At 40.7% G+C, this 23,296-nt stretch carries 21 protein-coding genes and 1 tRNA gene; 6 read left to right on the top strand and 16 right to left on the bottom strand.

Features of this window, described 5'->3' with window-relative positions:
- Window positions 1–14: 14 nt before the first annotated feature.
- The gene (locus JFU56_RS04320) at window positions 15–1,445 is read left to right on the top strand and encodes an amino acid permease (protein ID WP_198436053.1); all 1,431 of its coding nucleotides are present in this window, start codon (window positions 15–17) and stop codon (window positions 1,443–1,445) included.
- Window positions 1,446–1,687: 242 nt separating this feature from the next.
- Here the strand turns inward: JFU56_RS04320 and aroC are convergent, their stop codons facing one another.
- Entirely contained in the window at window positions 1,688–2,776 is a 1,089-nt protein-coding gene (gene aroC, locus JFU56_RS04325; RefSeq protein ID WP_198436054.1) for a chorismate synthase, read from the bottom strand.
- Between the two features lie 226 nt (window positions 2,777–3,002).
- Window positions 3,003–3,932 carry a 50S ribosomal protein L3 N(5)-glutamine methyltransferase gene (gene prmB / locus JFU56_RS04330; RefSeq protein WP_198436055.1) on the bottom strand — a complete coding sequence of 310 codons (930 nt, stop codon included), beginning with the start codon at window positions 3,930–3,932 and terminating at the stop codon, window positions 3,003–3,005.
- 75 nt (window positions 3,933–4,007) lie between these two features.
- On the opposite strand from prmB, the gene smrB reads away from it, so the two are divergent.
- Window positions 4,008–4,637: an endonuclease SmrB gene (smrB, locus tag JFU56_RS04335; protein ID WP_198436056.1), complete on the top strand. Its 630-nt coding sequence runs from the start codon at window positions 4,008–4,010 to the stop codon at window positions 4,635–4,637.
- A 20-nt stretch (window positions 4,638–4,657) separates the two neighbouring features.
- Window positions 4,658–4,924 carry a hypothetical protein gene (locus JFU56_RS04340; RefSeq protein ID WP_198436057.1) on the top strand — a complete coding sequence of 89 codons (267 nt, stop codon included), beginning with the start codon at window positions 4,658–4,660 and terminating at the stop codon, window positions 4,922–4,924.
- A 76-nt stretch (window positions 4,925–5,000) separates the two neighbouring features.
- Here the strand turns inward: JFU56_RS04340 and JFU56_RS04345 are convergent, their stop codons facing one another.
- Together JFU56_RS04345 and sixA are read right to left on the bottom strand one after the other, a co-directional pair.
- Window positions 5,001–5,198: a DUF1107 family protein gene (locus tag JFU56_RS04345; protein ID WP_198436058.1), complete on the bottom strand. Its 198-nt coding sequence runs from the start codon at window positions 5,196–5,198 to the stop codon at window positions 5,001–5,003.
- 159 nt (window positions 5,199–5,357) lie between these two features.
- Complete coding sequence (sixA, locus tag JFU56_RS04350) at window positions 5,358–5,825, bottom strand: phosphohistidine phosphatase SixA (protein ID WP_198436059.1); 468 nt, start codon at window positions 5,823–5,825, stop codon at window positions 5,358–5,360.
- Between the two features lie 333 nt (window positions 5,826–6,158).
- Here sixA and JFU56_RS04355 point away from each other — a divergent pair, with 333 nt between their 5' ends.
- Window positions 6,159–8,966 carry an insulinase family protein gene (locus tag JFU56_RS04355; RefSeq protein ID WP_242065849.1) on the top strand — a complete coding sequence of 936 codons (2,808 nt, stop codon included), beginning with the start codon at window positions 6,159–6,161 and terminating at the stop codon, window positions 8,964–8,966.
- 126 nt (window positions 8,967–9,092) lie between these two features.
- Here JFU56_RS04355 and JFU56_RS04360 read toward each other — a convergent pair whose 3' ends face one another.
- The 5 genes from JFU56_RS04360 to traF all read right to left on the bottom strand — a co-directional run bounded on the left by JFU56_RS04360 (window position 9,093) and on the right by traF (window position 15,263).
- On the bottom strand, window positions 9,093–9,704 hold the full coding sequence (locus JFU56_RS04360) for a LysE family translocator (RefSeq protein WP_019439463.1): 612 nt from the start codon (window positions 9,702–9,704) through the stop codon (window positions 9,093–9,095).
- 68 nt (window positions 9,705–9,772) lie between these two features.
- A complete protein-coding gene (locus JFU56_RS04365) occupies window positions 9,773–10,699 on the bottom strand; it encodes a LysR family transcriptional regulator (RefSeq protein WP_198436061.1) in 927 nt (308 codons plus the stop codon).
- The gene (locus JFU56_RS04370) at window positions 10,692–13,145 is read right to left on the bottom strand and encodes a bifunctional acetate--CoA ligase family protein/GNAT family N-acetyltransferase (protein ID WP_198436062.1); all 2,454 of its coding nucleotides are present in this window, start codon (window positions 13,143–13,145) and stop codon (window positions 10,692–10,694) included. Before JFU56_RS04370 ends, JFU56_RS04365 begins: the two co-directional genes overlap by 8 nt.
- Before the next feature lie 17 nt (window positions 13,146–13,162).
- On the bottom strand, window positions 13,163–13,999 hold the full coding sequence (locus JFU56_RS04375; RefSeq protein WP_198436063.1) for a crotonase/enoyl-CoA hydratase family protein: 837 nt from the start codon (window positions 13,997–13,999) through the stop codon (window positions 13,163–13,165).
- 172 nt (window positions 14,000–14,171) lie between these two features.
- Window positions 14,172–15,263: a conjugal transfer protein TraF gene (gene traF, locus JFU56_RS04380; RefSeq protein WP_198436064.1), complete on the bottom strand. Its 1,092-nt coding sequence runs from the start codon at window positions 15,261–15,263 to the stop codon at window positions 14,172–14,174.
- A 288-nt stretch (window positions 15,264–15,551) separates the two neighbouring features.
- Here traF and JFU56_RS04385 point away from each other — a divergent pair.
- Window positions 15,552–15,639 (top strand) — tRNA-Ser (locus JFU56_RS04385).
- Between the two features lie 152 nt (window positions 15,640–15,791).
- Here JFU56_RS04385 and JFU56_RS04390 read toward each other — a convergent pair.
- A complete protein-coding gene (locus JFU56_RS04390) occupies window positions 15,792–16,391 on the bottom strand; it encodes a hypothetical protein (protein WP_198436065.1) in 600 nt (199 codons plus the stop codon).
- A gap of 241 nt (window positions 16,392–16,632) precedes the next feature.
- Window positions 16,633–17,586, bottom strand: coding sequence for a glutathione S-transferase family protein (locus tag JFU56_RS04395; RefSeq protein WP_198436066.1), 954 nt, complete (start codon window positions 17,584–17,586; stop codon window positions 16,633–16,635).
- 281 nt (window positions 17,587–17,867) lie between these two features.
- On the opposite strand from JFU56_RS04395, the gene JFU56_RS04400 reads away from it, so the two are divergent.
- The gene (locus tag JFU56_RS04400) at window positions 17,868–18,899 is read left to right on the top strand and encodes a DUF2860 family protein (RefSeq protein WP_198436067.1); all 1,032 of its coding nucleotides are present in this window, start codon (window positions 17,868–17,870) and stop codon (window positions 18,897–18,899) included.
- A 12-nt stretch (window positions 18,900–18,911) separates the two neighbouring features.
- Here JFU56_RS04400 and JFU56_RS04405 read toward each other — a convergent pair whose 3' ends face one another.
- The 5 genes from JFU56_RS04405 to JFU56_RS04425 form a co-directional block, all read right to left on the bottom strand.
- Window positions 18,912–19,814: a LysR family transcriptional regulator gene (locus JFU56_RS04405; RefSeq protein ID WP_198436068.1), complete on the bottom strand. Its 903-nt coding sequence runs from the start codon at window positions 19,812–19,814 to the stop codon at window positions 18,912–18,914.
- A 56-nt stretch (window positions 19,815–19,870) separates the two neighbouring features.
- Window positions 19,871–20,773 carry a LysR family transcriptional regulator gene (locus JFU56_RS04410; protein ID WP_198436069.1) on the bottom strand — a complete coding sequence of 301 codons (903 nt, stop codon included), beginning with the start codon at window positions 20,771–20,773 and terminating at the stop codon, window positions 19,871–19,873.
- 89 nt (window positions 20,774–20,862) lie between these two features.
- Window positions 20,863–21,519, bottom strand: coding sequence for a hypothetical protein (locus JFU56_RS04415; protein WP_198436070.1), 657 nt, complete (start codon window positions 21,517–21,519; stop codon window positions 20,863–20,865).
- 76 nt (window positions 21,520–21,595) lie between these two features.
- Window positions 21,596–22,561 carry a DUF3187 family protein gene (locus JFU56_RS04420; RefSeq protein ID WP_198436071.1) on the bottom strand — a complete coding sequence of 322 codons (966 nt, stop codon included), beginning with the start codon at window positions 22,559–22,561 and terminating at the stop codon, window positions 21,596–21,598.
- A gap of 38 nt (window positions 22,562–22,599) precedes the next feature.
- On the bottom strand, window positions 22,600–23,235 hold the full coding sequence (locus JFU56_RS04425; protein ID WP_198436072.1) for a nitroreductase family protein: 636 nt from the start codon (window positions 23,233–23,235) through the stop codon (window positions 22,600–22,602).
- Between the last annotated feature and the right edge of the window lie 61 nt (window positions 23,236–23,296).

The following is a 23,296-nucleotide window of genomic DNA, read 5'->3' on the forward strand; positions in this document are numbered from 1 at the left end:
CCTTGGAGGGCTCTATGTCTCAATCTGCACGTGGTACCATTGGCAAGTTTGCCTTGTTGTCTATGACGCTAGCGGCGGTCTTTAATGTCCGTAACATCGTTAATAACAACATCGAATTAGGATTAAGTTCCGCACCTATCTTCTTACTTGCAACGCTAGTCTACTTCATTCCGTTCGTGTTTATTATTTCTGAATTTGTATCAGCAAATAAAGACTCTGAATCAGGTATGTATGACTGGCTGAAAAAACCATTAGGTACTAAAAATGCTTACCTAGGTTCGTTCTTGTATTGGTTCGTAAACCTATTCTGGTTCGTATCGCTGCTGCCAAACGTAATTGCTTATGCATCTTATGCAATGCTTGGTTATGAGTACAACTTCTCTCCAGTGGTGACGTCTGTTATCTCGATTGTGTTATTTGCTGCTGCAACACACATCTCGACTAAGGGTGCATCTTGGTTAGGTAAAATATCAGAAATGGTAGCTTACGGTGTATTCGCACTATTTGCTATCTATGTCATTGGCGCAGTGACAGCACTTAGCGGTGACCATGTTCCAGCACAACCAATCACAGTTGAAGCAATGACACCAACGATCAGCTGGGCAACTATCGGTATTATGTGTTGGATCTTCCAGGCAGCAGGTGGTGCAGAAACAGCAGCGGCATACTTGAAAGATGTGAAAGGCGGCCAGAAAACATTCATCCGCGTGATCATTTCAGCTGGTATTTTAATTGGTGCGATGTACGCAGTTGGTTCACTACTTGTAAACGTATTCGTTCCACGTGAGGCACTAACTTATGCTGGCGGCATGGTTGAAATCTTTACAGGTATGGCGCAATACTTCAATATCTCTGAAAACCTAGTCGGTCGTTTTGTTGGTGTGATTCTATTCATCGCCATGTTCGGTTCGATGATGATGTGGACTGCGGCACCTGTTAAAATTCACTTCTCAGAAATTCCAAAAGGTGTTTACGGTGAGAAGACAACTGAACTGAACGAGCACGGCGTACCAGTACGCGCAGCTTGGTGGCAGTTTGCGTTCGTAGTGATCATGTTAGTAGTGAATGGCTTTGGTTCTGAATCAGTACAAGAGATGATGAGCACAGCGATTAATTTAACGGCTGGTACAGCAATGTTACCACCTATCTTCATCATGGTTGCTTACTTCATCTTCCGTCTTAAATACGATGATACACCGCGTGATTTCCGCATGGGTTCTCGTAAAGTGGGTATGAGTGTTGTGTCAGTACTTATCGTTATCTTTGTGGTAAGTATGACTGCATCAGCATTCCCAACAGGTGTTGATTTAGTGAATGCATTCTTCATCAACGTATTCATGACCATGGTGTTCTCGGCACTAGCATGGTGGTGGATCTCTCGCTTTGAAAAGAAGCAAGCACAAGGTGAAACTACAACGAAGCAAACATTAGCTTCTGCGGAATAGACTTTATTAGAGTCGGCTTTATTAGAAATAGTTAAATTCTAAGTAAACCTTAAGGCACTGATATTTATTATCAGTGCCTTTTTTGTTACCTCAAAAAACATGATCCCACCCTAACCCCCTACTTTTATGATTAAATAATAAGAGAGGGTATATTTCTTCAGTGCACAATTTCACAGGCAAAAAAATACCCATCAACCTAAGCTGATGGGTATTTAAATGTCTACTATCTATCTAACCAAAAACTACATATTTGGTGTTTGCGTTTCTACATGTAGATTCTGCGCACGGTGTCTTAGCAAGTGGTCCATTAGCGTGATAGCAAGTTGTGCTTCAGCAATTGGCACTGCGCGGATACCCACACATGGATCGTGACGACCTTTAGTAACCACTTCAATCGCGTTACCAAACTTATCAATTGATTTACCAGGAATGGTAATACTTGAAGTCGGTTTCATTGCAATGTGCGCAATAATATCTTGGCCACTTGAAATGCCACCGAGTACGCCACCAGCGTGATTAGAAAGGAAACCATCTTCTGGTGTCATCTCATCACGGTGTTCGCTACCTAGCTGTTCTACAACGCCAAAACCATCACCAATCTCAACGCCCTTCACTGCGTTAATGCTCATTAATGAATGTGCGATGTCCGCGTCTAAACGATCAAATACTGGTTCACCTAAACCAACTGGCACACCTTCAGCTACAACCGTTACTTTAGCACCCACTGAATTACCTGATTTTTTCAACCCGCGCATGTATTCATCAAGCGCTTCTAATTTGCTTGGATCAGGGAAGAAAAATGGGTTTTGTTCAACTTGATCCCATTGCAGCGCTTCAGCTTTAATTGGACCCAGTTGTGATAAATAACCGCGAATAACAATACCGTGTTGCTCTTTTAAGTATTTTTTCGCAATAGCACCTGCCGCTACGCGCATTGCCGTTTCACGTGCCGATGAACGACCACCACCACGGTAATCACGATGGCCGAATTTTTGATGATATGTGTAATCAGCATGACCCGGACGGAAGGTGTCTTTGATGTTCGAATAATCTTGTGAACGTTGATCAGTATTTTTGATCATCAGGCCAATTGAACAACCTGTGGTTTTACCTTCAAAAATACCAGAAAGGATCTGTACTTCATCAGCTTCACGGCGCTGAGTAGTATAGCGAGATGTGCCAGGCTTACGACGGTCAAGATCAAACTGTAGATCTTCTAGTGAAATTTCAAGTCCTGGAGGGCAGCCATCAATGATGCACCCAAGTGCTGGTCCATGGCTTTCTCCGAATGTGGAGATCTTAAATAATTGCCCAATACTATTCCCTGCCATAACAGCTTTTCCTTTATAAAATACTGACTAATACCCTTGAGAATACAAGACCTACGGCTTAGCGACAATAGCAAATCGTTAAAAAAAACAATAAAAAAAACCTGTGGCCATCAAAGATGAACACAGGTTTATCGCGGCTTTTAATAGCCTATAATCCGTTACCGAATGACTTAAACAGTTTGACTATTTAAACGGTGCGGCTATTTATTTAAACTGAGCAAACTATTTACTTAAACTGAGCAAACTCTGCCATTGAATCTTCGATCTGCTCTTTGCTGATCACGAAGATACCGTGGCCGCCATTTTGCATTTCTAACCATGTAAATGGTACTTCTGGGAATTTCTCTTGCATGTGTACCATGCTGTTACCGATCTCAACGAACAGTAAACCACCATCGTTTAGCATATCAGGTGCTTGAGCAATCATCTTCAGCGTAAGTTCAAGACCATCAAAGCCTGACTGTAAACCAATCTCAGGTTCATGCTTGAATTCTTCAGGCAGGTTATCAATGTCTTCTTGATCAACATAAGGAGGGTTAGATACGATCATGTCGTAACGTAAGCCAGTTAAGTTTGAGAACAAGTCAGATTGAATTGGCGTAACTTGATGCTCTACACCGTGATCCTGAATATTAATTTCGGCAACTTCAATCGCGCCGTGTTCAATATCAACAGCATCAATTTCTGAATCTGGGAATGCGTGAGATAATGCAATTGCGATACAACCACTGCCCGTACACATATCAAGTACGCGCATAGGTTCGTGTGTTAACCAAGGTTGGAAACCATTCATGATTAGTTCTGCGAACGGTGAACGAGGCACAAGTACGCGTTCATCAACGAAGAATTCTAATCCTGCGAACCAAGCTTTGTTTGTTAGGTATGCAGCAGGAATACGCTCATTAACACGGCGAACAATTAGCTCAACCAGTTTTTGGCGTTCTGATGTAAGCAGTTTCGCATGACGAATTTGCGGATCAATATCTAATGGCAGGTGTAACGTTGGTAAAATCAGCTGAACAGCTTCATCCCATGCGTTATCAGTACCGTGACCATAGAAAATATTCGCATCATTAAAGCGGCTAACTGCCCAACGGATGATATCTTGTATAGTAGTTAACTCTTTGACTGCTTCGTCAATAAAAATCCTGTCCACAATTGACTCCAATTTTGGTAAAATAACAAAATGTTTAATCAACTGGTTTCGCAGTTGAAATTAGGTACCCACATTATGTTTAATAAACAAATGAAAAAAAAGATGCTGCTGCAAATAGACACAGCCAAAGAACAGACCAAAGCTGCTGCGATTAAAGTATCACAAGCCACGCCGGAACCAGATGCACACACTCTTTTCTCTGATAGTATGAAAGGTATAAAACCTTTGCCACAGGATAGCATACGCACACAAAAAATCAGGGCTAAAAAACCTAAAATACAACCAAATGATTCAATCAGACAAGAATCAGCACAACGTGAACATTTTTTCTCCGATCAATTTCAACCGCATATTGCCGACGAAGGACCTACCCGCTATATACGTGACGGCGTTTCTCCGTATGAGTTGAAAAAATTACGTCGTGGTGATTACGAACCCGAGCTGATGTTGGATTTACACGGTCTAACGCAAGAAATTGCCAAAGTAGAAATATCCGCGTTAATTGCAGAGTGCCGTAAACAACATATTCGTTGCTGTAATGTGATGCACGGTCATGGTAAAAACATTCTGAAACACCAATTACCGATGTGGTTAGCACAGCATCCAGATATCGAGGCTTTCCATCAAGCAACGAAAACGTGGGGTGGCAGTGCAGCTATCTCCATCTTGGTTGAGTTAACGAATAAAGAAGATTTTTTAAGGTAGCTAGTTAAGGTGATGAGTTAATGGTAGTTGATAAACAAGATCAGTGGTTTGCAGAACTCGAAAAAGAAAATAACGAACGTCTGGCTGAGCTTGAAGCAGCAATGCAGGAAGAAGATAGGCTACACGTTATAAAATCAGCAAAGATAAAGGTAAAGACCGAAAAATCGGCAGCGTTTCACGCCAAGCACCCAAAACTGAGCTTTTTAAAGCGTTACAATATCATCATCATCATGCTGTTGAGTGTATGTGTTACGGCTGGGTTTAATGCAGCGATGTTTCTTGAGTGACCTGAAAACTATCCGCACTAAAAAACAGGCACAAAAAAAGGTTAGTGCGTAACACTAACCTCTCAAGCTCAGTCTGTTAAACTGCAAATCGTTTAATTTCACGATTCACTTCCGAGACACGCATTTTAACATTGTTACCTGCGTTACTCGGCATGATTAACATACCTTGCTGAAACTCTAATAATCCCAAACCTGTGACATACAGAGTTCCACGAAAAAAACTTTTTACATATTTTGCGATACGTAACGAGTTAAACTGTTTAAAACTACGCATTTAGCACTCCTTTATACGCTTATATAGGTACCATCCAAGTACCCAAACAGAAGCGGCATAATATACTAACAATAGGGTAATGCAAAGGGTTTTAACACTGCATTATCCGTTGTATAAAGTGTAAGCACTAATCATAAAAATAAATAACAAATCAGTTAACTACTTTATACTCGCTGGTGTTTCTAACCACTTAAAGTGACAATCATTTCCATTCATTTCTAAGCAAGCAATCGCAGATGTTGCGAACGCAGGCATATGCTTACCGGCTGTCATCGCTGAGGTTAAATAACTCACCACAGGTAAATGTGAAACCAGCAAGACTGTTTCATAATTATGTTGTGCGACTAACGCCTTAACATAATCAGCTATAAATTCGGCATCTCCATAAGGTGTAATGTCTTCACATACTTCGACCTTATGTACCGTGAAAAAGTTCCCGATAACATCCCAAGTTTGTGCAGCACGAATATATGGACTGTGTAATACACAATCTAACGTCGGCTCTATCGCACTTAACCAATCAGCCATATCAGCAGATTGCTGGCGTCCTGTACCCGTTAATTCACGTTCCGCATCGCTATTCGCATATAAACCTGCTTGGCCATGACGCATAATATAAATCTTCATACCACCACACTATATTATCAATTGAAGTCTTGTAGATCTTAACATACTCCAAAAAAACGATTGTATGGTAACGTCACTTGATGACAAAAATATTAAAAACCTCGTCACGCTTATATTTTTCAACATTTCTTTTAAAAAGTTTTCAAAAAATAATTACTTACCGCGATTTTAGCGCCATACTGATTTATATTATATGTAACGGTATCGTCTATTTCGGTATCTATATTAAGCTTAAACCTCAGCATTCATTACTGCATTTGTGATTGGCTATACTTTGAAGTCGATCTTATTTAAATTCTCACACTAATGCAGTCATCACATGGAGCACTCGCCTTGATAACTAGCCCTAATGATTACAAACAATATCGCCACATCACGCTCCCAAATGGTTTAGTTGTATTACTGATCCAAGATGAACAATGTAAAAAATCAGCCGCGTCCATGTCTGTTGCCGTCGGTCATTTTGATGATCCACTGCAACATGAAGGCCTCGCGCACTTACTCGAACATATGTTATTTCTCGGCACCGAAAAATACCCTAAACCAGGTGAATACCAATCGTTTATTTCCATGCATGGCGGCAGTAACAACGCTTGGACAGGGACCGAATACACCAACTATTACTTTGACATTAACAACAGCTATTTCCATAACGCGCTTGATCGTTTTGCGCAATTTTTTATTGCGCCCAGCTTTAATGCCGACTTGTTAGAGCGAGAACGCCATGCTGTTGATTCTGAATATAAGCTCAAGCTTAAAGATGACGTACGGCGTTTCTATCAAGCACATAAAGAAACCGTTAATCCTACCCATCCTTTCAGTAAATTTTCAGTGGGTAACCTCTCGACATTATCAGATACTGAACACTACACCTTACGCGATGAGTTGTTACGATTTTACCAGCAGCATTACTGCGCCTCTTTAATGAAGCTTGTGATCCAGTCTGATCAAACATTAGATAAGCAAGAGTACATGCTCAGAGACATGTTTTCAGCAGTACCGAATCGCGGCATCAATGCAGTGCCTTTAGCTACCCCGCTCTATACCGCAGCACAATTACAGCAGACTATTTGGGTTGAATCCCTTAGCGGTCACAAGAAATTGTATATCTGTTTTCCCTTGGGCAATATCCTGCCTTACTACCAGATCAAGCCACTGAGTTATATCAGTCAATTAATCGGTGATGAAACCGAAGGTAGTTTACTGTCATTGCTAAAACATAAAGGTTGGGTCACAGCACTATCGGCTGGCAGTGGTCAAACAGGCGCCAATTTCAAAGATTATAATGTCATCGTAGGCCTAACCAGTGAGGGCTTTGAACATATTTCCGATATTGTTAAATGCTGTTTGCAATATATCAAACTGATCGCAGAACAAGGTCTACAGGCTTGGCGTTATGACGAAAAGAAAAACTTCCTAGAACAAGCATTTCGCTATCAAGAAAAAATACCTGCAATTAAAAACGTTTCACACCTGTCGCAAAACCTACACATCTATCAACCTGAGCATGTCATTTACGGTGATTACATGATGACAGGCTTTGATATCGAAGCTTGTCGTTTCTTCTTACAGCAGCTTAATGCCAGCAATATGCGTTTAATGGTGTCTGCGCCAAACTTAGAAACAGATAAAAAAGCAGCTTGGTATGACACCCCTTATCGTGTCGATGCATTTTCAGCGTGCCAAAAACAACGCTGGGCCGATGTCGAGATGAACGCACACTTTGCGCTACCGATTAAAAACCTGTTCATGAGCTCATCACTAGAAGCGCTAGCGCTGGATAAAGCCAACCTCAGTGACAAACCAACCTTGATTGATAAAAGTGACGGTTTTAAAACCTGGTTTATGCAAGAGCATGAGTTCCATCTGCCGAAAGGGAATATCTTCATTTCCATTGACAGTGAATATGCCATCGCTAATACCCATAACATTGCCATGACTCGGTTAGCTGTCGAACTATTGATGGAGCAATTAAACAGCCTCACTTATCAAGCTGAGATTGCCGGTATTAATTACCATATTTATGCCCATCAAGGCGGCTTTACCTTACATCTTGCTGGCTTTGCTCAGAAACAGCTTGAGTTGTTAAAATTACTCATTGGTCATCGCCACTTACAAGCCGTGGACAATGAGACGTTTGCCAGTATTCGTAATCAGCTACTGATTTCATGGGAAAACCACAAACAAGCGAAACCGATCAACCGATTATTTTCAGAATTAACCTCTGTACTGCAACCCAATAATCCATCGAGCGAGCGCTTAGCCAAAGCCTTGACGAGTATTAAGCAAGAACAGTTACCAGAGTATCTGGAAAAGGTATATCAAAACATCAGTGTCGAAGTATTGGTCCACGGTGATTGGCATCAGTCCCAAGCCCTAGAAATAAGCCAATACATCAAAGAAAAACTGCACCCGATAAGTACACCAGGTAAAGAAACAATTCGTAAACTGGTGGATATTCGTGATACCGGTTCTTTGGTGCATGAAGTCGCTGTCGAGCATAACGATGCGGCGCTGATTGTGTATTATCAAGCACCGAAAATATCACCGAAAGAGTTAGCCTATTACAGCTTAGCCAATCATGTGATGTCATCGAAGTTCTTCTATGAGCTGCGCACCCAACAACAACTCGGCTATGTCGTCGGTACAGGTAACATTCCGCTTAACCGTCATGCAGGGTTGATGTTCTATGTGCAATCGCCACATACCCCGCCAACCAAGCTACTTGATGCAATCAATGACTTTATTGATTTCTTCCCATTCGGGATGATCTCGTTTACCGAGCAGCAATGGCAATCGAGTAAGCAAGGCTTAATCTCAAAGCTACGCGAACCAGACAGTAATATAAACGGTAAAAGTAAGCGTCTGTGGCATTCGATTGGCATTAAAGATGGCGATTTTAATAAGTCTGATAAGATCGCAGAAGAATTAGAGAAAATAGAACGCGTCGACCTTATCCGCTTCATGGTGGAATTAAAGTCTCGCACGTCAGATCGCTTGATCATGGCTACGGCGGGCCCAGTACACGCGCAGGATACAGACGTCGATGAATACGAAGAACGCGCTGTAGACAAGTTTGAAGGTACCTATATTACGGATGTAGAAACCTTCCAACAACAGAGTAATATCTTTGAGCTTTAAGCTCTTCACTCTAAATCTTAAGTACTAAATTAAAAGCACAAAAAAGGCGCTGTCGGTATCCACCCACAGCGCCTTTATTTTATCAATTTATCGTTAACGCATCTTAACTGCTTCGCGATTAACTCATTAACTACTTAGACCAATAAAGCCACCCAGTGTGATCAGTAGACCACCTGTCGCTTTATTAATTTTGTCTTGATAACGATTCAACATTTGTTTTAGCGTGCCGCGATTCAGCAAGATAATGAAACACGACCACAGTACGGCTGTTTCTACAAAGATAGATAAGCTGATTAATAATTTATCTGACGTTGGTGTTTCAGGTGCAATTACCTGACTGAATGCAGCCACCATAAACATCAATATTTTAGGGTTTAACAAATTACACAATAAGCCATCTAAATACGCTTTTAATGGACGGTAGTTTAACGTACCCGCATCCACTTCAATTTCGCTTTTACCAGCACGCAGTGATTTAATACCAATATAAATAAGGTAAGCAGCACCTAACCAACGTACGACATTGAATAACATTGGGTTGCTTGAGATCAATAATGAAATACCGAATAAACCTAACATCATGTGCACAGCTAGACCACTAATGATGCCACCAACACAGTACCAGGCAGCACGTTTAGCATTGAGGCTACCGTATTTTAAAACTAACATCATGTCAGGCCCTGGGCTGAGCATACCAAAGAAGTTGATAATTAATAAAGACACTATAATTTCGTACATGAGGCTCACCATTCCATTGCGTTACAATTATAATAGAACGCATATTGAAATGAATAAAATGACTTCTTTTACTCCTCGATAGTCCCATTTGGAATATTGCTACTTAATTGAGCATGTAGTTCGTCACGCAGCCATTTATGCGCCAGATCATGGTCAAAACGCGGATGCCAGATGATTGCAGCCTGTAAAATCGGTAATTTAATGGGTAATTTTTTTCGCGTGAACTGCTCGCCAATGATGAGTTTATCGGCTATCGAATTAGGAATGGTCAATAAATGGTCTGTTTTAGCAATAATACTAAAAGCCGAAGAGTAAGATGGAATGCGTAATGCTACATCCCTAAATAGCCCCTGCGCCGACAATGCCACGTCAATATCACTGGATTTGTCTGCGCCCGAGGTAATAATACCGTGTGGATATTGGGTGTAATTAGACAGTGTTAATGGCACCTGCTCTAACGGATGTCCCTGACGCATAATACACACATAGCTGTCTTGCTCTAGCGGTAAGTACGAAAGGTGTTTATGTTCAGGACGAATGATCGTCGCGCCTAAATCAATCTCACCACGTTCCATCGCAGCCAAGGTAAACTTATCCCAATACGTCAGGTTAAGTTTAATATTCGGTGCTTGTTGGTATAGGTGCGCCACTGCAACTGGCAGAATATAATCGGTCACATAGTCGGTGGAAGCGATCGTAAACTCACGTTGCGATTGCAAAGGATCAAAACCGCCCGTCACTAACAGACCATCGATGTTATTTAGGATCTGCGCTAATACTGGTTTTAACTGCTTGGCTTTTTCAGTCAACTGGCTTTTATTATCCATTTTTATCAGCAAGGGATCGGCAAATATCTCGCGTAATTTAGCCAGGTTTTTGCTCATTGCCGACTGGGTAATAAATTGCCGTTGCGCCGCTGCAGTGACTTGCTGTTCTTGCAACAAGTACTGCAAACTGAGTAATAAGTTTAGGTTGATACGTTGTAAATTAATCATTTAGCTTTAATTTTAAATCTGCGTTGCCTTCACGATAATCCATTACCACTTTAAAGCCACAATATTTTGCTAATTTAATCATCCCGGAATTGGTTGGCATGGTGAACCCCACCATGGTTTTTAAGCCCGATTGACGACAAAACTCAATAATCTTCAACATCAGCGCTTTACCTAAGCCCTGACCTTTCAAATCAGATCGTACTGAAATAGCAAATTCAGCTTCACCACTATCCCAATCAAAGATAGCCCGTACAACCCCTAAGGTTTCAGACTGCCCCATCGGATTTTTAGCGCTGGCAATAAACGCCATCTCACGCTCGTAATCAATTTGCGTTAGCATCGCCATTTCGAAATGAGTGAACTTAGAACGTGCGCCAAAGTAACGTAAATAACGATCATCAGCGGTAAGTGAAGAATCAAAGACTTGATGCTGCGGTTCATCTTCATGACGAATCGGTCTTAACAGTACCCCTTTACCATTTTTCATGGTGTAGATACTTTCCAGCTCTTTCGGATAAGGTAATATTGCTAATTTTTGCTGTGAACGACGACCACGTAAACCAATTTTAACGTTTTCAGTCTTGATGTTATATGCCGTACGACCTAATGCTAATGGCTCTAACAAGAGCGATTTAATCATCGGGAAATCAATAATCATTTGCGAGATACGGGTTAATATTTCACACAAACCGTCCATGTTTAAACGCACTGATAAACTACGCTCACGGATAATACCTTGCTTGATTGCGCCAACAACAAGATAACGTGATAACGCCATGTTTAACGGTGGCAAGGCGACGCCAGCATCTAGATCGATATCCCAATCACCACCTGCTTCACCCAAACAGATAATAGGGCCAAACGCTGCATCATCAATGACTTCAATTCTGAATTTATTAATTTCATCGCGTGATAATGTCGTATCAGAGGTAATACCATAAGCGCTGAGCAGTAAGTTGATCCCCTTTTCATTGAGTTCTTTGACGCCCTTACGCATGGCTTTATCAATCATCATCTTCGCGTCAGTCATCACATCTGGATTTAGATCCGCTAACGTTTCTGGTGTTTGAATAAGTTGCTTTTGGTGACGTCTAAATTTAACAATGTAGTTAAACGCATTCACCGCGACTTCTGGTGTGCCATAAGATGGGATACCGGCTTTAATTAACGTCTGGCGGGCAATTCGACCACTTGTTTCACCCATCCATGAAGTGAATATAATCGGGCCTTTTTTATTATTTTTAACGAGCTGTGGGATCAGTTTTTCAGCTGTCGCCTGACATGACTCAGTCACTTGTGGCGCATGAATAATCAGTAGCGCATCGTACTTTGCATCTTCAAGGACAATATCAATCACTTTACTGTATGCCTGCGCATCCACACCACCCAGAATATTGATCGGGTTCATCGCGGTGATTTTACCCGGAAATGCTTTTAACAATTTCTGTTCGGTTTCATAACTCAGTTCAGCTAACTTACAGCCTGATTTGATTAATACATCGATCGCCATATAGGCAGGCGAACCACCGTTAGAGATGATCAGCATTTTATCACCACGTACAGAACGTTTGATCGTGGCAACCGTTTTGATCGCCGACAATAATTCAAACGTATCATTCACTCGGAGCATGCCCGATCGTTGGAATGCCGCTGTATACGCAGTGTTATAAGATATTTTATTTCGGCGGTCTTGTAATTGTTCGGTTGGCCCACCAATGTTTGAACTTGAACGAACCACCACAATCGGCTTTTTAAATGCCGCGGCTCTGGCTGCAGACATAAAGCGACGTGTATCGATAATATTATCAACATACAAGGCTATCGATTTAGTAAAACGATCACGACTTAAATAATCGATTAAATCAGCAAAGTTCACATCAATACGGGTACCAATAGAAATGAAACAAGAGAAGCCCACACCACGTGTTTCAGCCCAATCGATCATCGAGGTAGCAAATGCCGCAGATTGAGAAATCACCGCCACATCACCGGCAGGTGGCGCGACGTGAGCGACACTGACATTTAATTTTAACCGTGGGTTCAATACCCCTAAGCTGCTCGGACCTAATACACGAATATTGTATTTTGCCGCAATCAAGCCGATTTTTTCCCAAGTCTCAGCATTGCCTTCATAGGGTTCGTCACTAAATAAAATAACCGCTTTACAGCCTATTTCACCAAGCTCTTTGATAATTTTCGGTGCAAAGCGGATCGGCGTACAAATAGCACCGAGATCGGGCGCTATCGGTAAATCACTTGGTTTCTCGTATGCTAAAATCCCACAGACATTATTAGCCTTTAATGATACCGGCATAATCGGACCATCATACTGACTGGCTATTAAATTTTTAACGACCCAATAACCAATACTCTCAGTGCTATTTTTAGCACCAATAACGGCTATTGACGAAGGTTCTAATAATGCTTTTATATTCAATTGGGACATAGTTATAAGATCGCCTGTTAAATACTACGTTTTCTATAGGGTAATGATTTTTTGATAAAATTACGAGTTACTGCCGCAATTTGATTCCACTTTCCCATGACTTTTTTCTGTGTTTGGGTTTCGAGTACGAGGGCTGCTTGCTCTGATGCAACCCATGACTCATTCAATAATGATTTAGCCGCCACAATAGCGTCTGGAGAACGTGTTTTTATGCTATCAACAAAGGTCATAGCCGCAGCCATTGGATCGTCACAAACATGTGTCACTAATCCATATTTCTCAGCTTCAGTGCCGCTAAATTTACGTCCTGTCATGGTGAGTTCTTTGGCAATATCAATGCGCGTTAGTTCACGCATGGTCACCATACCGCTCATATCAGGGATTAATCCCCATTTAATTTCCATCACTGAAAATTCGCAATCTGCAGTGCTGTAACGAAAATCAGCGCCGAGTGCTATTTGTAATCCGCCACCAAAACACACACCGTGTGTCACCGCAATGACAGGTACTGGAATTTGGCGCCACAGATAACCGACTTTTTGAGCCAGATTAGCGAGTTCGCCTTCTTCACGTTTTAATAGTTTGCCGGGATTGAGGGGATTTTTGATAATACTTTTAACATCAAGGCCAGCGCAGAATACCTTACCATCACCGCGAACGATCACTGCTCGGATGGCTTTGTTATCAGCAAGTTCTGTCGCTGTATTATCTAATGCATGAAACATATCCATGTCGAGTGCATTATATTTAGCACCTCGATTGAGGGTGACGACCGCCACTTCATCGATGATTTCCACAATTACGCGTGGTTGCTTTACTGTAGATTGGTTTGTTGCAGTTTGATTCTCAGCCATCTCTTAACACTCCTTGTATTAGATTAATAATAAACCATATAACAAGATAGTAGAGTAAACAGGCTCTTTAGTTCATGACGTAACTCAAGTTTTCATATTCTTAGAGTAAATGTCCAAATTATATTGAACGGTAATACTTACATTCAAAGATAGTGCTCATACAAGTATTTTCTTAAAACCACACCATGGTTTGTGCTGCAACACCGAGTTTATTTTCACCACCATAACTTGCAGCCAGGTCAAGTTGGAAAACATTAAACGGTGATAAGCCTACACCAGCGGTAAATATCTGGCTTTTATTACCTTGTAAATCGTACATATAACCTGCGCGGAACTGTACTGCTGATTCGGAGCCTATTTCACCACCAATTTTCAACATTTGCGTATCATCAAAATTATCACTCAACCCTGATAATGTATTCATATTTTCATAACCCAGCGCCGCATTTAAATCAATATCCATCGCTAGCATGGCATAATCACCAGTCCAACTAATTCCGGTCGTGACGACTGGATTCAGCTTATAGCTCGCGCTAGAGTTATTCATGGTTTTCAAATCCACTTCCTGTGATATCAAGTTTTTAACTGCCGCACCGACACTTAATCCATGTAACAATCCCATCTCCATGCCTAAATCAAGGTTAAACCCTTTATCATCACTACTCGCACCGTCTTTGTATTTGTCGGGATCAAAATCATTAACAACTTCAGAGTAGTTATAAGTAGAGAAAATGTTATATTTCGGTGAAAATCCAAAGTGCATACCACCGTAACGCGTATCAAACTTACGCGCAAAAGTCATGCCGAATTCTAAAACAGAAATTGCGTATACGCTTACTTTAGAATTACTATCATTGGGAACTACATCTGCAAATGCTAATGAATCGGCATAGCCTTTGATAAATACATTAGTGGAGTAATAACGTGTAGGCACGGATGCAACAAGGCCAAAGCCAGTTTCGTAATACGCTTTATCACCAACAAGTTCTAATGGATCAGACGGTAGGTCATTAAATAAATCAGCTTCATCATCAATTTGTAATCCAATCACAGGGGCAAGTAAGCCAAAGTCATCACGTACGTCATGCTTTGCCGCCATTGCCGGGTTGTGAAACGAAGCGGTGACATAATCTGCCGTCGTGACACCAACGCCACCCATAGCATATGAACGCGCATCAAACTCCGTCGCCAATAGTGAACAACTTGTGAATGCAATCCCTAGAGATAGAGGTAACAATAATGCTTGGCGACGTTGAATCTTCATCAGCTCATGAATCCTTATGATATTTGAATCGCGATAACTTTAATCGCACAAATGATAATATTTATATCGTCAGCTCTGCTGACAACTTTAGGCAATTAGTGTTGCCGCATAAAATATACAATTAAACATGCGATTTATGTGCCAATTAATCATGGTAGGAATAATATGTAATACGGTATGTATGTTCAGTAATGCAGCAGTCAAACTGTAAATCTTAGTTTTTTATTGACCTTTGCAGAGTGATTATCTAAAGTACGACTCGTTATATTCTATATAACATTTTATTTAGGTGACGTGTCCGAGTGGCTGAAGGAGCACGCCTGGAAAGCGTGTAAAGGGTAACCTTTCGAGAGTTCGAATCTCTCCGTCACCGCCATCCCCCTGTTTTACAACGTTTCAAATCATTCAAAAACTACTGAAAATCTATCTCAACAATGCTTTATTGCTAGTCCAAGCAGAACTACTTGCTAACCTTATCCAATAACAAGCAGTCTACATCTACATCTACATCTACATCTACAATATTATTTAATCAAGCACAGACTTTTCTTTTAAACTATCAATTGGAAAGCTAAAGAAGGGCGTTGAAAACTTATCACTGCGTGATCGGGCGATGCTACCATCATGCGCGGTGGTGACCCCCGTGTTTTTATCTTTAATAAAATAGTACATTTCACTTACGCCGTGGTACATACGAACGGCAAGAATGTCCAATGACGGCATTTCCCCGTCAGTACTCACCCAAAATACCGGCACACTTAAGCCATATACATCTTGGTCAGTCCCTAAAGACGTGAAAAAGAAATCAAATTCAATATCAGCCTCTGCTGCCGAATCGACTAAATTCAACTTGAAACGACTAGCTAACTCCATTTTCAAACGCTGTTCAGCATAAACAAGCGCTTCTGTTTTACTGATAAAGTGTGTGCGAACATAGATGGATTGTGAACCCAATTCAGTGAAGCTATTATCTGGCAGGTCTGACACTAGTTCGTTAATACTGTAGGTTAGTAGTCTCTGGCTAGTCGAGCCGCGATATTGATCAGCACTCTCTCGTGTAGAGCAAGCGCTCATGGTGAAGCAAATCGTGGCGATGAAACAAATACGCGTCAACGTTGAATTAAACATAAACATCCTTGTGGGTAATACATAACCGTAATTAAAGTTTATATGAAAGTAGTGGTTGGTTAGTTTTATACTACACATTGTCACGTAAACCCAAATCATTGCTGACTGCTAGCGCACATTTCAGACGAATTAATATTCGCGCAATAGAGATGTCATTCTAAAATTATCCCCTCACAATGGCTAAGCTTTGTTGATAAGTATAAAAAAGCCCTAAACAAATAATGTTTAAGGCTTGAGTTCTTCACTGTGTTTTTATCATGTCTCGATTATGCTCACTGTCTAAATCAAGCTCAGGACCGGCGGGCACGATTTGCGTTGGATTAATAATGGTATGACTAAAATAATAATGACGTTTGATATGATAAAAATCGGTTACGTCCCTGACTCCTTCTACTTGGTAGAGCTCTTTGACGTAATTATGTAAATGAGGATAATCCACTATACGCTGTTTATTACATTTAAAGTGGCCAACATACACAGCATCAAATCGAATTAACGTCACAAATAAGCGCCAATCAGCCTCGGTAATCACATCCCCAGCAATGTATCTATGACTCGATAAATGTTGCTCTACTTTGTCGAGTGCTAAAAATAAACTGTCGAATGCTTCTTCATAAGCTAATTGCGTTGTAGCTAAACCACAGCGGTATACACCATTGTTTATATTAGGGTAAATGTAGTCATTCCACTCATCAATCGTGCTTTGTAATACTGTAGGATAATAATTGTCATGGTTACCAGTTAACGTATTAAACTCAGAATTAAACATACGAATAATTTCAGATGACTCATTACTGACAATCGTATTGGTTTTTTTATCCCATAATACAGGAACCGTTACTCGCCCTGTATAATCCTCTTTTGCATGAATATAAAGTTGATGCATCGCGGTATAACCAAAGTTAGGTTCAGGCGGTTTCATCGTCCAACCTTCAGATAACATGTCAGGACTCACGATGGTAACGTCAATATGGGTATCCAATTTCTTTAACTTCATAAAAATTAAGGTTCGGTGCGCCCAAGGGCAAGCGTATGACACAAATAAATGGTAACGTCCTGATTGTGCTTTAAATTCGCTATTGCAACCGCTCTTAACCCAGCCTCTAAAGCCTGCATCTTCACGCGTGAAACGCCCACCATTTGACTTGGTTTCATAACCGATGTCATACCAGGTACCTTCGATTAACTTCCCCATAGATTACTCCTTATTGAATTCAATTTTTAACGTGATCTATTACCAACTGAAATACTTTAGCACTATTTAATGGCCTGCATAATTTAGGTTTTTGGGGAAACTGTTTTCCATAATTGGGATAATAATAAGCGTATCTGAGCACCTGATTACATCGTATTACACTTGTTAAGTATTTTCTCAAATACGGGAAAGTCATTCTCGTTTTGTGGTCTGGTCGAAAGCCTGTCTTTTATTTATATTTGCGCGTCGAATTATATAAATAGAAAATGATAAGGTTCAAAATGAAGCAGATTAACTTACTTACTTTATGTTTATGCCTCTCACCTTTAATGGTTGAGGCTACGTCATTAAAACCTCTGCCGAAGGAATCTGGCTTTAATGGTTTTATATTAGCGGGGGTAAACTACACCAACTTTGCCAGTAATATAGTGGCCGGTAATTCACTGACAAACATCAGTCATGATTCAAATAATGGTTTATTTGATAATCCTTCATACGAATCTGATGTATCACCTGTTTTAACTGGAGAGGTAAATTATACGTTTGCTTCAGTGGGGACGCAGATCTACATAGGTAACGAACTGGAGGACGTCGTTAAGTATGATTTATCAACACAACTCGGTATCAGGCAATCCCTGTCATACGGTGGTATTGGTAAAGTCGCTGTTTTAACGTCTGGTCGATTACCCACCTATGTCTATTCCGATCCTTTTAATACTGATAATGCCGACAAGACAGATCGTAATACCAAAGGTATACGCCTAGGTTGGGATAATATGTTCAATGAAGGCTTCAGTATTGAATTGACCCGAAAAGAAGTTGATATTGACGATGAAAATTCAGGTAGTGATTTACTTGAACAAGGTTTGATTACTGAACAAGAAAAGCAATTATTGTCGCGCGAAGGCACGATATCCAATCTTAAAGTAAGCTATTTATGGGTGCTAAGTAAAAATCATATTTTTGAACCCGAGCTTATTTATGGGGATATTGATAAGGATGGGCAAGCCCTTGCTAATAATCGTTATGGTGCAGGACTCACCTATTTATACACCAACGAAATATTAATGTTAGTCAGTCAAATAACCTATAGCTACAGTGAATATGATGAGATTAGTCCTGTATGGAACTTAAACGAGGTCGGTGATGCAGGTAACATAGGTGCCAGCATTGTTGCCTCATACGCCAAGCCATTTGGTTGGCAAGATGCCTCTTTATTCGGCTCTATCGCGTATGCGGCTGTTGATTCAAATATCAATTTTTATGATTCAGACGTGCTAACGATGTTTGTTGGCGTATTATGGAAAATATAAATACGACCAAGGTTATGGCATTCCAATACATTGCCATAACGATTTTTCATTATCTTTAAGGTTGTCGATACAAAAATCGATAAAGGTACGCGTTACACGTGATAATTGTTTTCGGCTGGGATAAACAATGGAAATATCTGTCATCGGAATGGGAAAATCTTCAAGTACCTGCACCAAGGTTCCATTTTCAAGTTCGTCAAGATAATAGCCTGGTGGTAAATAACCAATCCCCTCGCCACTAATCGTCATAAACTTGATTAAACGGAAATCATTGGAAATGGTGTAAGGGTCTATTTTTATCAGCTCTTCACCTACTTGCCATTCAACGTCAGTATGAATATCGCCAATCGCGAGGCAATTAAAATGGGCGAGCTCACTCGGCGTATTGGGTTGGCCGAATTTAGCTACAAAATCAGGCGTCGCAACAAGTCTGCGCTGAGAAAAAGCGACTTTTCTCGCAATTAAACTTTCATTTTTTATTTCACCAAACCGTACCGCGATATCAATACCGTCAGCAATAAAATCAAGGTGAGAGGTAGAATGATGTATTTTCAATTTCACATTGGGATGTGCGTTCTGAAATTGCTTCAAGATCGGCCACCAGGGTTCAAAACTGGGAGGTAATTCTATGCGTAACGAGCCTTTTAGGGTTTCTTGTTTTTCCAATATATGCAACAAGCCCGTTTCAAGTTCATCGATGCTGCGAGTGGCATATTCATAAAAATCATTTCCCGAATCTGTTAAGCGTAATTGACGAGTCGTCCGTTCCATCAGCCTCACATTAAGCTGTTCTTCTAGTTCACTTACCTTACGGCTAACCGTTGATACTGGCGTGCTTAACTCTTTTGCCGCGCCCGAAAAACTGCCATGTTTCACCACATGAATGAATATTTTTGCGGCGTTATAATCCAGCATACAGACCTCGATATAGTAAATTTAAAGTGGTGATGATTTGTTAATTTCGTCTCGAATTAACGTACTGCATTAGGTAAGCTCCACGTATCATTTTCATGCTCTAATATAAATTCAGCCGAAAAATCAATGAATGTGCGAGTAACGAGTGAAAGCTGTTTCCTGCTTGGATAGGTAATGGGAACAATACTCTCTGGTGCTGGGTGCTCAGGCAGTAAATGAATAAAATCACCTGACGCTATCTCATCCTTACAAAAGAACGGTGGTAATAGCGCGATACCTCGTCCATTCAAGGTCATGTATTTCAATAAACTGAATTCGTTCGACATAGAATAGGGAGCGAAAGTGACTTCTTCATTGCCTAATTGCCAAGTAACCTCGGTAGCAGGATTACCCCAGGCCAGACAAGAAAAATGAAGCAAATCATGCGGTGTCTTAGGCGTACCATACTGGGCAACGAATGCTTTGGACGCAACGAGTTTGCGTTTATTCGCAGCCATCACTCGGCTAACTAAAGAAAGGTTTGTCGTTTGGCCAAACTGAACCGCAATATCGACACCATCTGCAATAGGATCGACAGCTCTAGACAGTGCCAATGTTTGTATCTGTACCTGCGGGTATTTGTCTTGAAATGCTTCGAGTAAGCTCCATGCGGGCTCAAAGCTAGGCGGCATCGCTATTTTTAAACGGCCCTTAAGCTGTTGCTGGCGATCTTGTAAAAAGTATACACCCGCTTCCATTTCTTGAACGCTGCGAGAAGCATGTTCGAATAAGGTATGCCCCGTCTCGGTCAGGCGCAATTTTCTAGTTGAACGCTCAAGTAAGCGAGAACCTATCGAGGCTTCTAACTCACTGACCTTTCTACTCACCGTAGACACCGGTGTATTTAATTCTTTCGCTGCGGCAGAAAAGCTGCCCTGCTCTACCACTTCGACAAAGAATTTAAATCCATTTAAGTCCATTCCGTTATCCCAAATCTAAGGGTAATAGACTTGAGAATAGCGTAATCATTTCACTTTTGTAGATTAAATTATGCTATTTCACCTATCCGTTATTGATGAGCCTGTGATACTTTGGTTTTACCTGCATAAAAAGCTATGAACGTATAACAAAGTAGTTCTATCGTCTCTTCGGAAATATTTTTCACATCACGGACATACTGGCTACCCATAACCCCTTCCCAAAAATCCCCCATGCCATATAACCTTGAAAATACAAACAACAACACCACAAACGTAATCAATGATTGCATATTTTTATCATTGAGTAATGTCGACATTTGTTCATTTAAGTGATTTCCGCGTAGTGCATACACCACACTAAAAAAAGTAACATTAAGCGCAGGATAAATCCAAAACCCATGAAAAACCAGGTCAAAATAGGCATCCATTTCTCTGATTAACAAAACAGTAAAAAAACCACAAACCAACATTGTCGCTCTCGGTAAACAATTACGACGTTGGAGTTGATAAAAGCACAATAGTGAAAACAATAACAATAACGCCTGAAATAATTCCGTCAGTGAGTGTTCACCTAATGAATTTTCCAACCAGAAATAATCGAGCCTTTGCACTGCGATCACAAATAAACACAACAAGGTCGTGATAATTATATTTTTCATCGTCTGTAAAATAGCGGTTCGATCTAGCTTATTTTGGTCAGCGTTCGTTGTTTGGTTTGATAAAACCGGATTCATTTCTATATTCATTGTAACCTCAGTATTGAATCATCCGTGTTCACTAAATCCTTTAAAACGGCCCTGTATAATCAGACCTGTAAAATAATTATTCGCTGAAGAAATAACGTATTCCAGCAGAGAATAATATGTCGGTAGAGTTATCCATATTGATAATGTTTTCTGTCGCAGAAAGCTCTAATACAACTTGGTTATAGCGGTAACGATACCCCATGATGACTTCATGCGATGCTTTCGAAAATTCACTGTCATCATCCAAAAAACCTTGATAGATATGGTACTCAGAAAGTATTTGATGACGCCTGGCAAAGCGATAGCTATAACCAATTGCAAACGCGCCAGTTACTCCGTCAACATTGATTTCGTTTAATATCGAGACATCTTTACGATGCGTTACGCCTATCGTTGAAAACAAGCCATGATTGCCACGTATTTTCGAGTAATTGAGCTGCACACCTTGCTCAAAACTGCTTGATGCAATGGAATCATCGTTAAGGTCGTTCATGTAAATAGACCCCCCGATAGACAATGCTTCAACCTCACTGGCAAAAATGTGGTATTCAAGATAACTGTGAACTGCGCTAACAAGTACATCATTTTCAAAGTCCTGCTCTGATATACTGTATGTATCGCTAGTCACGTTAAATTGATCTTCGCCAGCCTCTTCTCTGCCGTTCTGACCAATACCAAATAGATCATGAAAGTTCATGACAAATGAATCTAAACCATTGTTTTTAGCCTGTGAAAATTGAAACATTATCTCCATTGAGATATCTTCATTTAATCGCCACTGGCTACCAAAAAAAACCTGGTTTTGATAATAATCTAGATTGAAATCGGCACTTTGAGCCCAAACACTGGCCACCGACACCATACTAAAAACTTCAGTCTCTTCAACAGGAAAAGCGGATCGCAATTGTGTTGATAGTGACGTCGATTGATAAGGTGAAGCAGCATATGTTCTCAATGGGGTTGATTGCGCACCAGCAATCGCGAGCGGTTGATAAATCAGAGCAACGGCGATAATTGAAGAGAACAGTGGTAATAGTTTCATTTTGTTTCTTACTTAACGAATAGAGTAGTATCGTGTGACTAGATAATATTTAGCACTTCGTTTACTGCGAGACGGGGCTTTTGCGGCCAATTACCTTCTACAGCAAACCCAACGGGAATAAGCATGACTGGTACTGCGTTCTCAGGTAATGAAAACGCGTCTTTTACGCCTGCAGGATCAAAGCCAATCATAGGACAAGAAACAAACCCCAGCGCTTGTGCAGCGAGCATTAGGTTCATGCTTGCAAGTGATGCTGTGCGAATGGCTTCATCACGTTGCATTTCAGGGTTTTCGCTGTACATACTATTAACAGCACCAATCCACCCCTCTATGACCTCGGTTGTTAACACATCATTTTCTGCTGACGCCTTTAACGAATGCTCAATAAGTTGTTGTGGTTTTAATAAGCCTGAAACAATAAACACGACGGCAGCGTCTTCGACTTTTTGTTGACCGTACGCCAAGCCCTTAAGTTGAGTTTTTGCGTCTTGTGACTTAACCGCAGTAAACTGCCAATTCTGTAGATTGAACGCGCTAGGTGCCAAGGTGGCGTACTGCGTTATTTGTTCAATTTTAGCGTCACTAATGAATGTTGAACTTTCAAAAGTATTAATCGAACGTCTTTCTTTCATCGTGTTTAAAACTTGGTTTTTTTCTTTGTTTCTAAAAAACATAATGTCATTCCTGAATTCTGAATAAATAACAAACGAAATATGCATCCCGTTTCGATGAGGC

Source organism: Moritella sp. F3 (assembly GCF_015082335.1).
Taxonomy (GTDB): Bacteria; Pseudomonadota; Gammaproteobacteria; order Enterobacterales; family Moritellaceae; genus Moritella.

Coding starts and splice junctions, on each gene's coding strand:
- JFU56_RS04345 (WP_198436058.1), bottom strand. CDS start 5,198: ATGCGTAGTTTTAAACAGTTTAACTCGTTACGTATCGCAAAATATGTA.
- JFU56_RS04415 (WP_198436070.1), bottom strand. CDS start 21,519: ATGAATATAGAAATGAATCCGGTTTTATCAAACCAAACAACGAACGCT.
- JFU56_RS04365 (WP_198436061.1), bottom strand. CDS start 10,699: ATGATTAATTTACAACGTATCAACCTAAACTTATTACTCAGTTTGCAG.
- JFU56_RS04405 (WP_198436068.1), bottom strand. CDS start 19,814: ATGCTGGATTATAACGCCGCAAAAATATTCATTCATGTGGTGAAACAT.
- JFU56_RS04320 (WP_198436053.1), top strand. CDS start 15: ATGTCTCAATCTGCACGTGGTACCATTGGCAAGTTTGCCTTGTTGTCT.
- JFU56_RS04360 (WP_019439463.1), bottom strand. CDS start 9,704: ATGTACGAAATTATAGTGTCTTTATTAATTATCAACTTCTTTGGTATG.
- sixA (WP_198436059.1), bottom strand. CDS start 5,825: ATGAAGATTTATATTATGCGTCATGGCCAAGCAGGTTTATATGCGAAT.
- JFU56_RS04410 (WP_198436069.1), bottom strand. CDS start 20,773: ATGGACTTAAATGGATTTAAATTCTTTGTCGAAGTGGTAGAGCAGGGC.
- aroC (WP_198436054.1), bottom strand. CDS start 2,776: ATGGCAGGGAATAGTATTGGGCAATTATTTAAGATCTCCACATTCGGA.
- JFU56_RS04400 (WP_198436067.1), top strand. CDS start 17,868: ATGAAGCAGATTAACTTACTTACTTTATGTTTATGCCTCTCACCTTTA.
- JFU56_RS04390 (WP_198436065.1), bottom strand. CDS start 16,391: ATGTTTAATTCAACGTTGACGCGTATTTGTTTCATCGCCACGATTTGC.
- traF (WP_198436064.1), bottom strand. CDS start 15,263: ATGAAGATTCAACGTCGCCAAGCATTATTGTTACCTCTATCTCTAGGG.
- JFU56_RS04420 (WP_198436071.1), bottom strand. CDS start 22,561: ATGAAACTATTACCACTGTTCTCTTCAATTATCGCCGTTGCTCTGATT.
- JFU56_RS04395 (WP_198436066.1), bottom strand. CDS start 17,586: ATGGGGAAGTTAATCGAAGGTACCTGGTATGACATCGGTTATGAAACC.
- smrB (WP_198436056.1), top strand. CDS start 4,008: ATGTTTAATAAACAAATGAAAAAAAAGATGCTGCTGCAAATAGACACA.
- JFU56_RS04375 (WP_198436063.1), bottom strand. CDS start 13,999: ATGGCTGAGAATCAAACTGCAACAAACCAATCTACAGTAAAGCAACCA.
- JFU56_RS04370 (WP_198436062.1), bottom strand. CDS start 13,145: ATGTCCCAATTGAATATAAAAGCATTATTAGAACCTTCGTCAATAGCC.
- JFU56_RS04340 (WP_198436057.1), top strand. CDS start 4,658: ATGGTAGTTGATAAACAAGATCAGTGGTTTGCAGAACTCGAAAAAGAA.
- JFU56_RS04425 (WP_198436072.1), bottom strand. CDS start 23,235: ATGTTTTTTAGAAACAAAGAAAAAAACCAAGTTTTAAACACGATGAAA.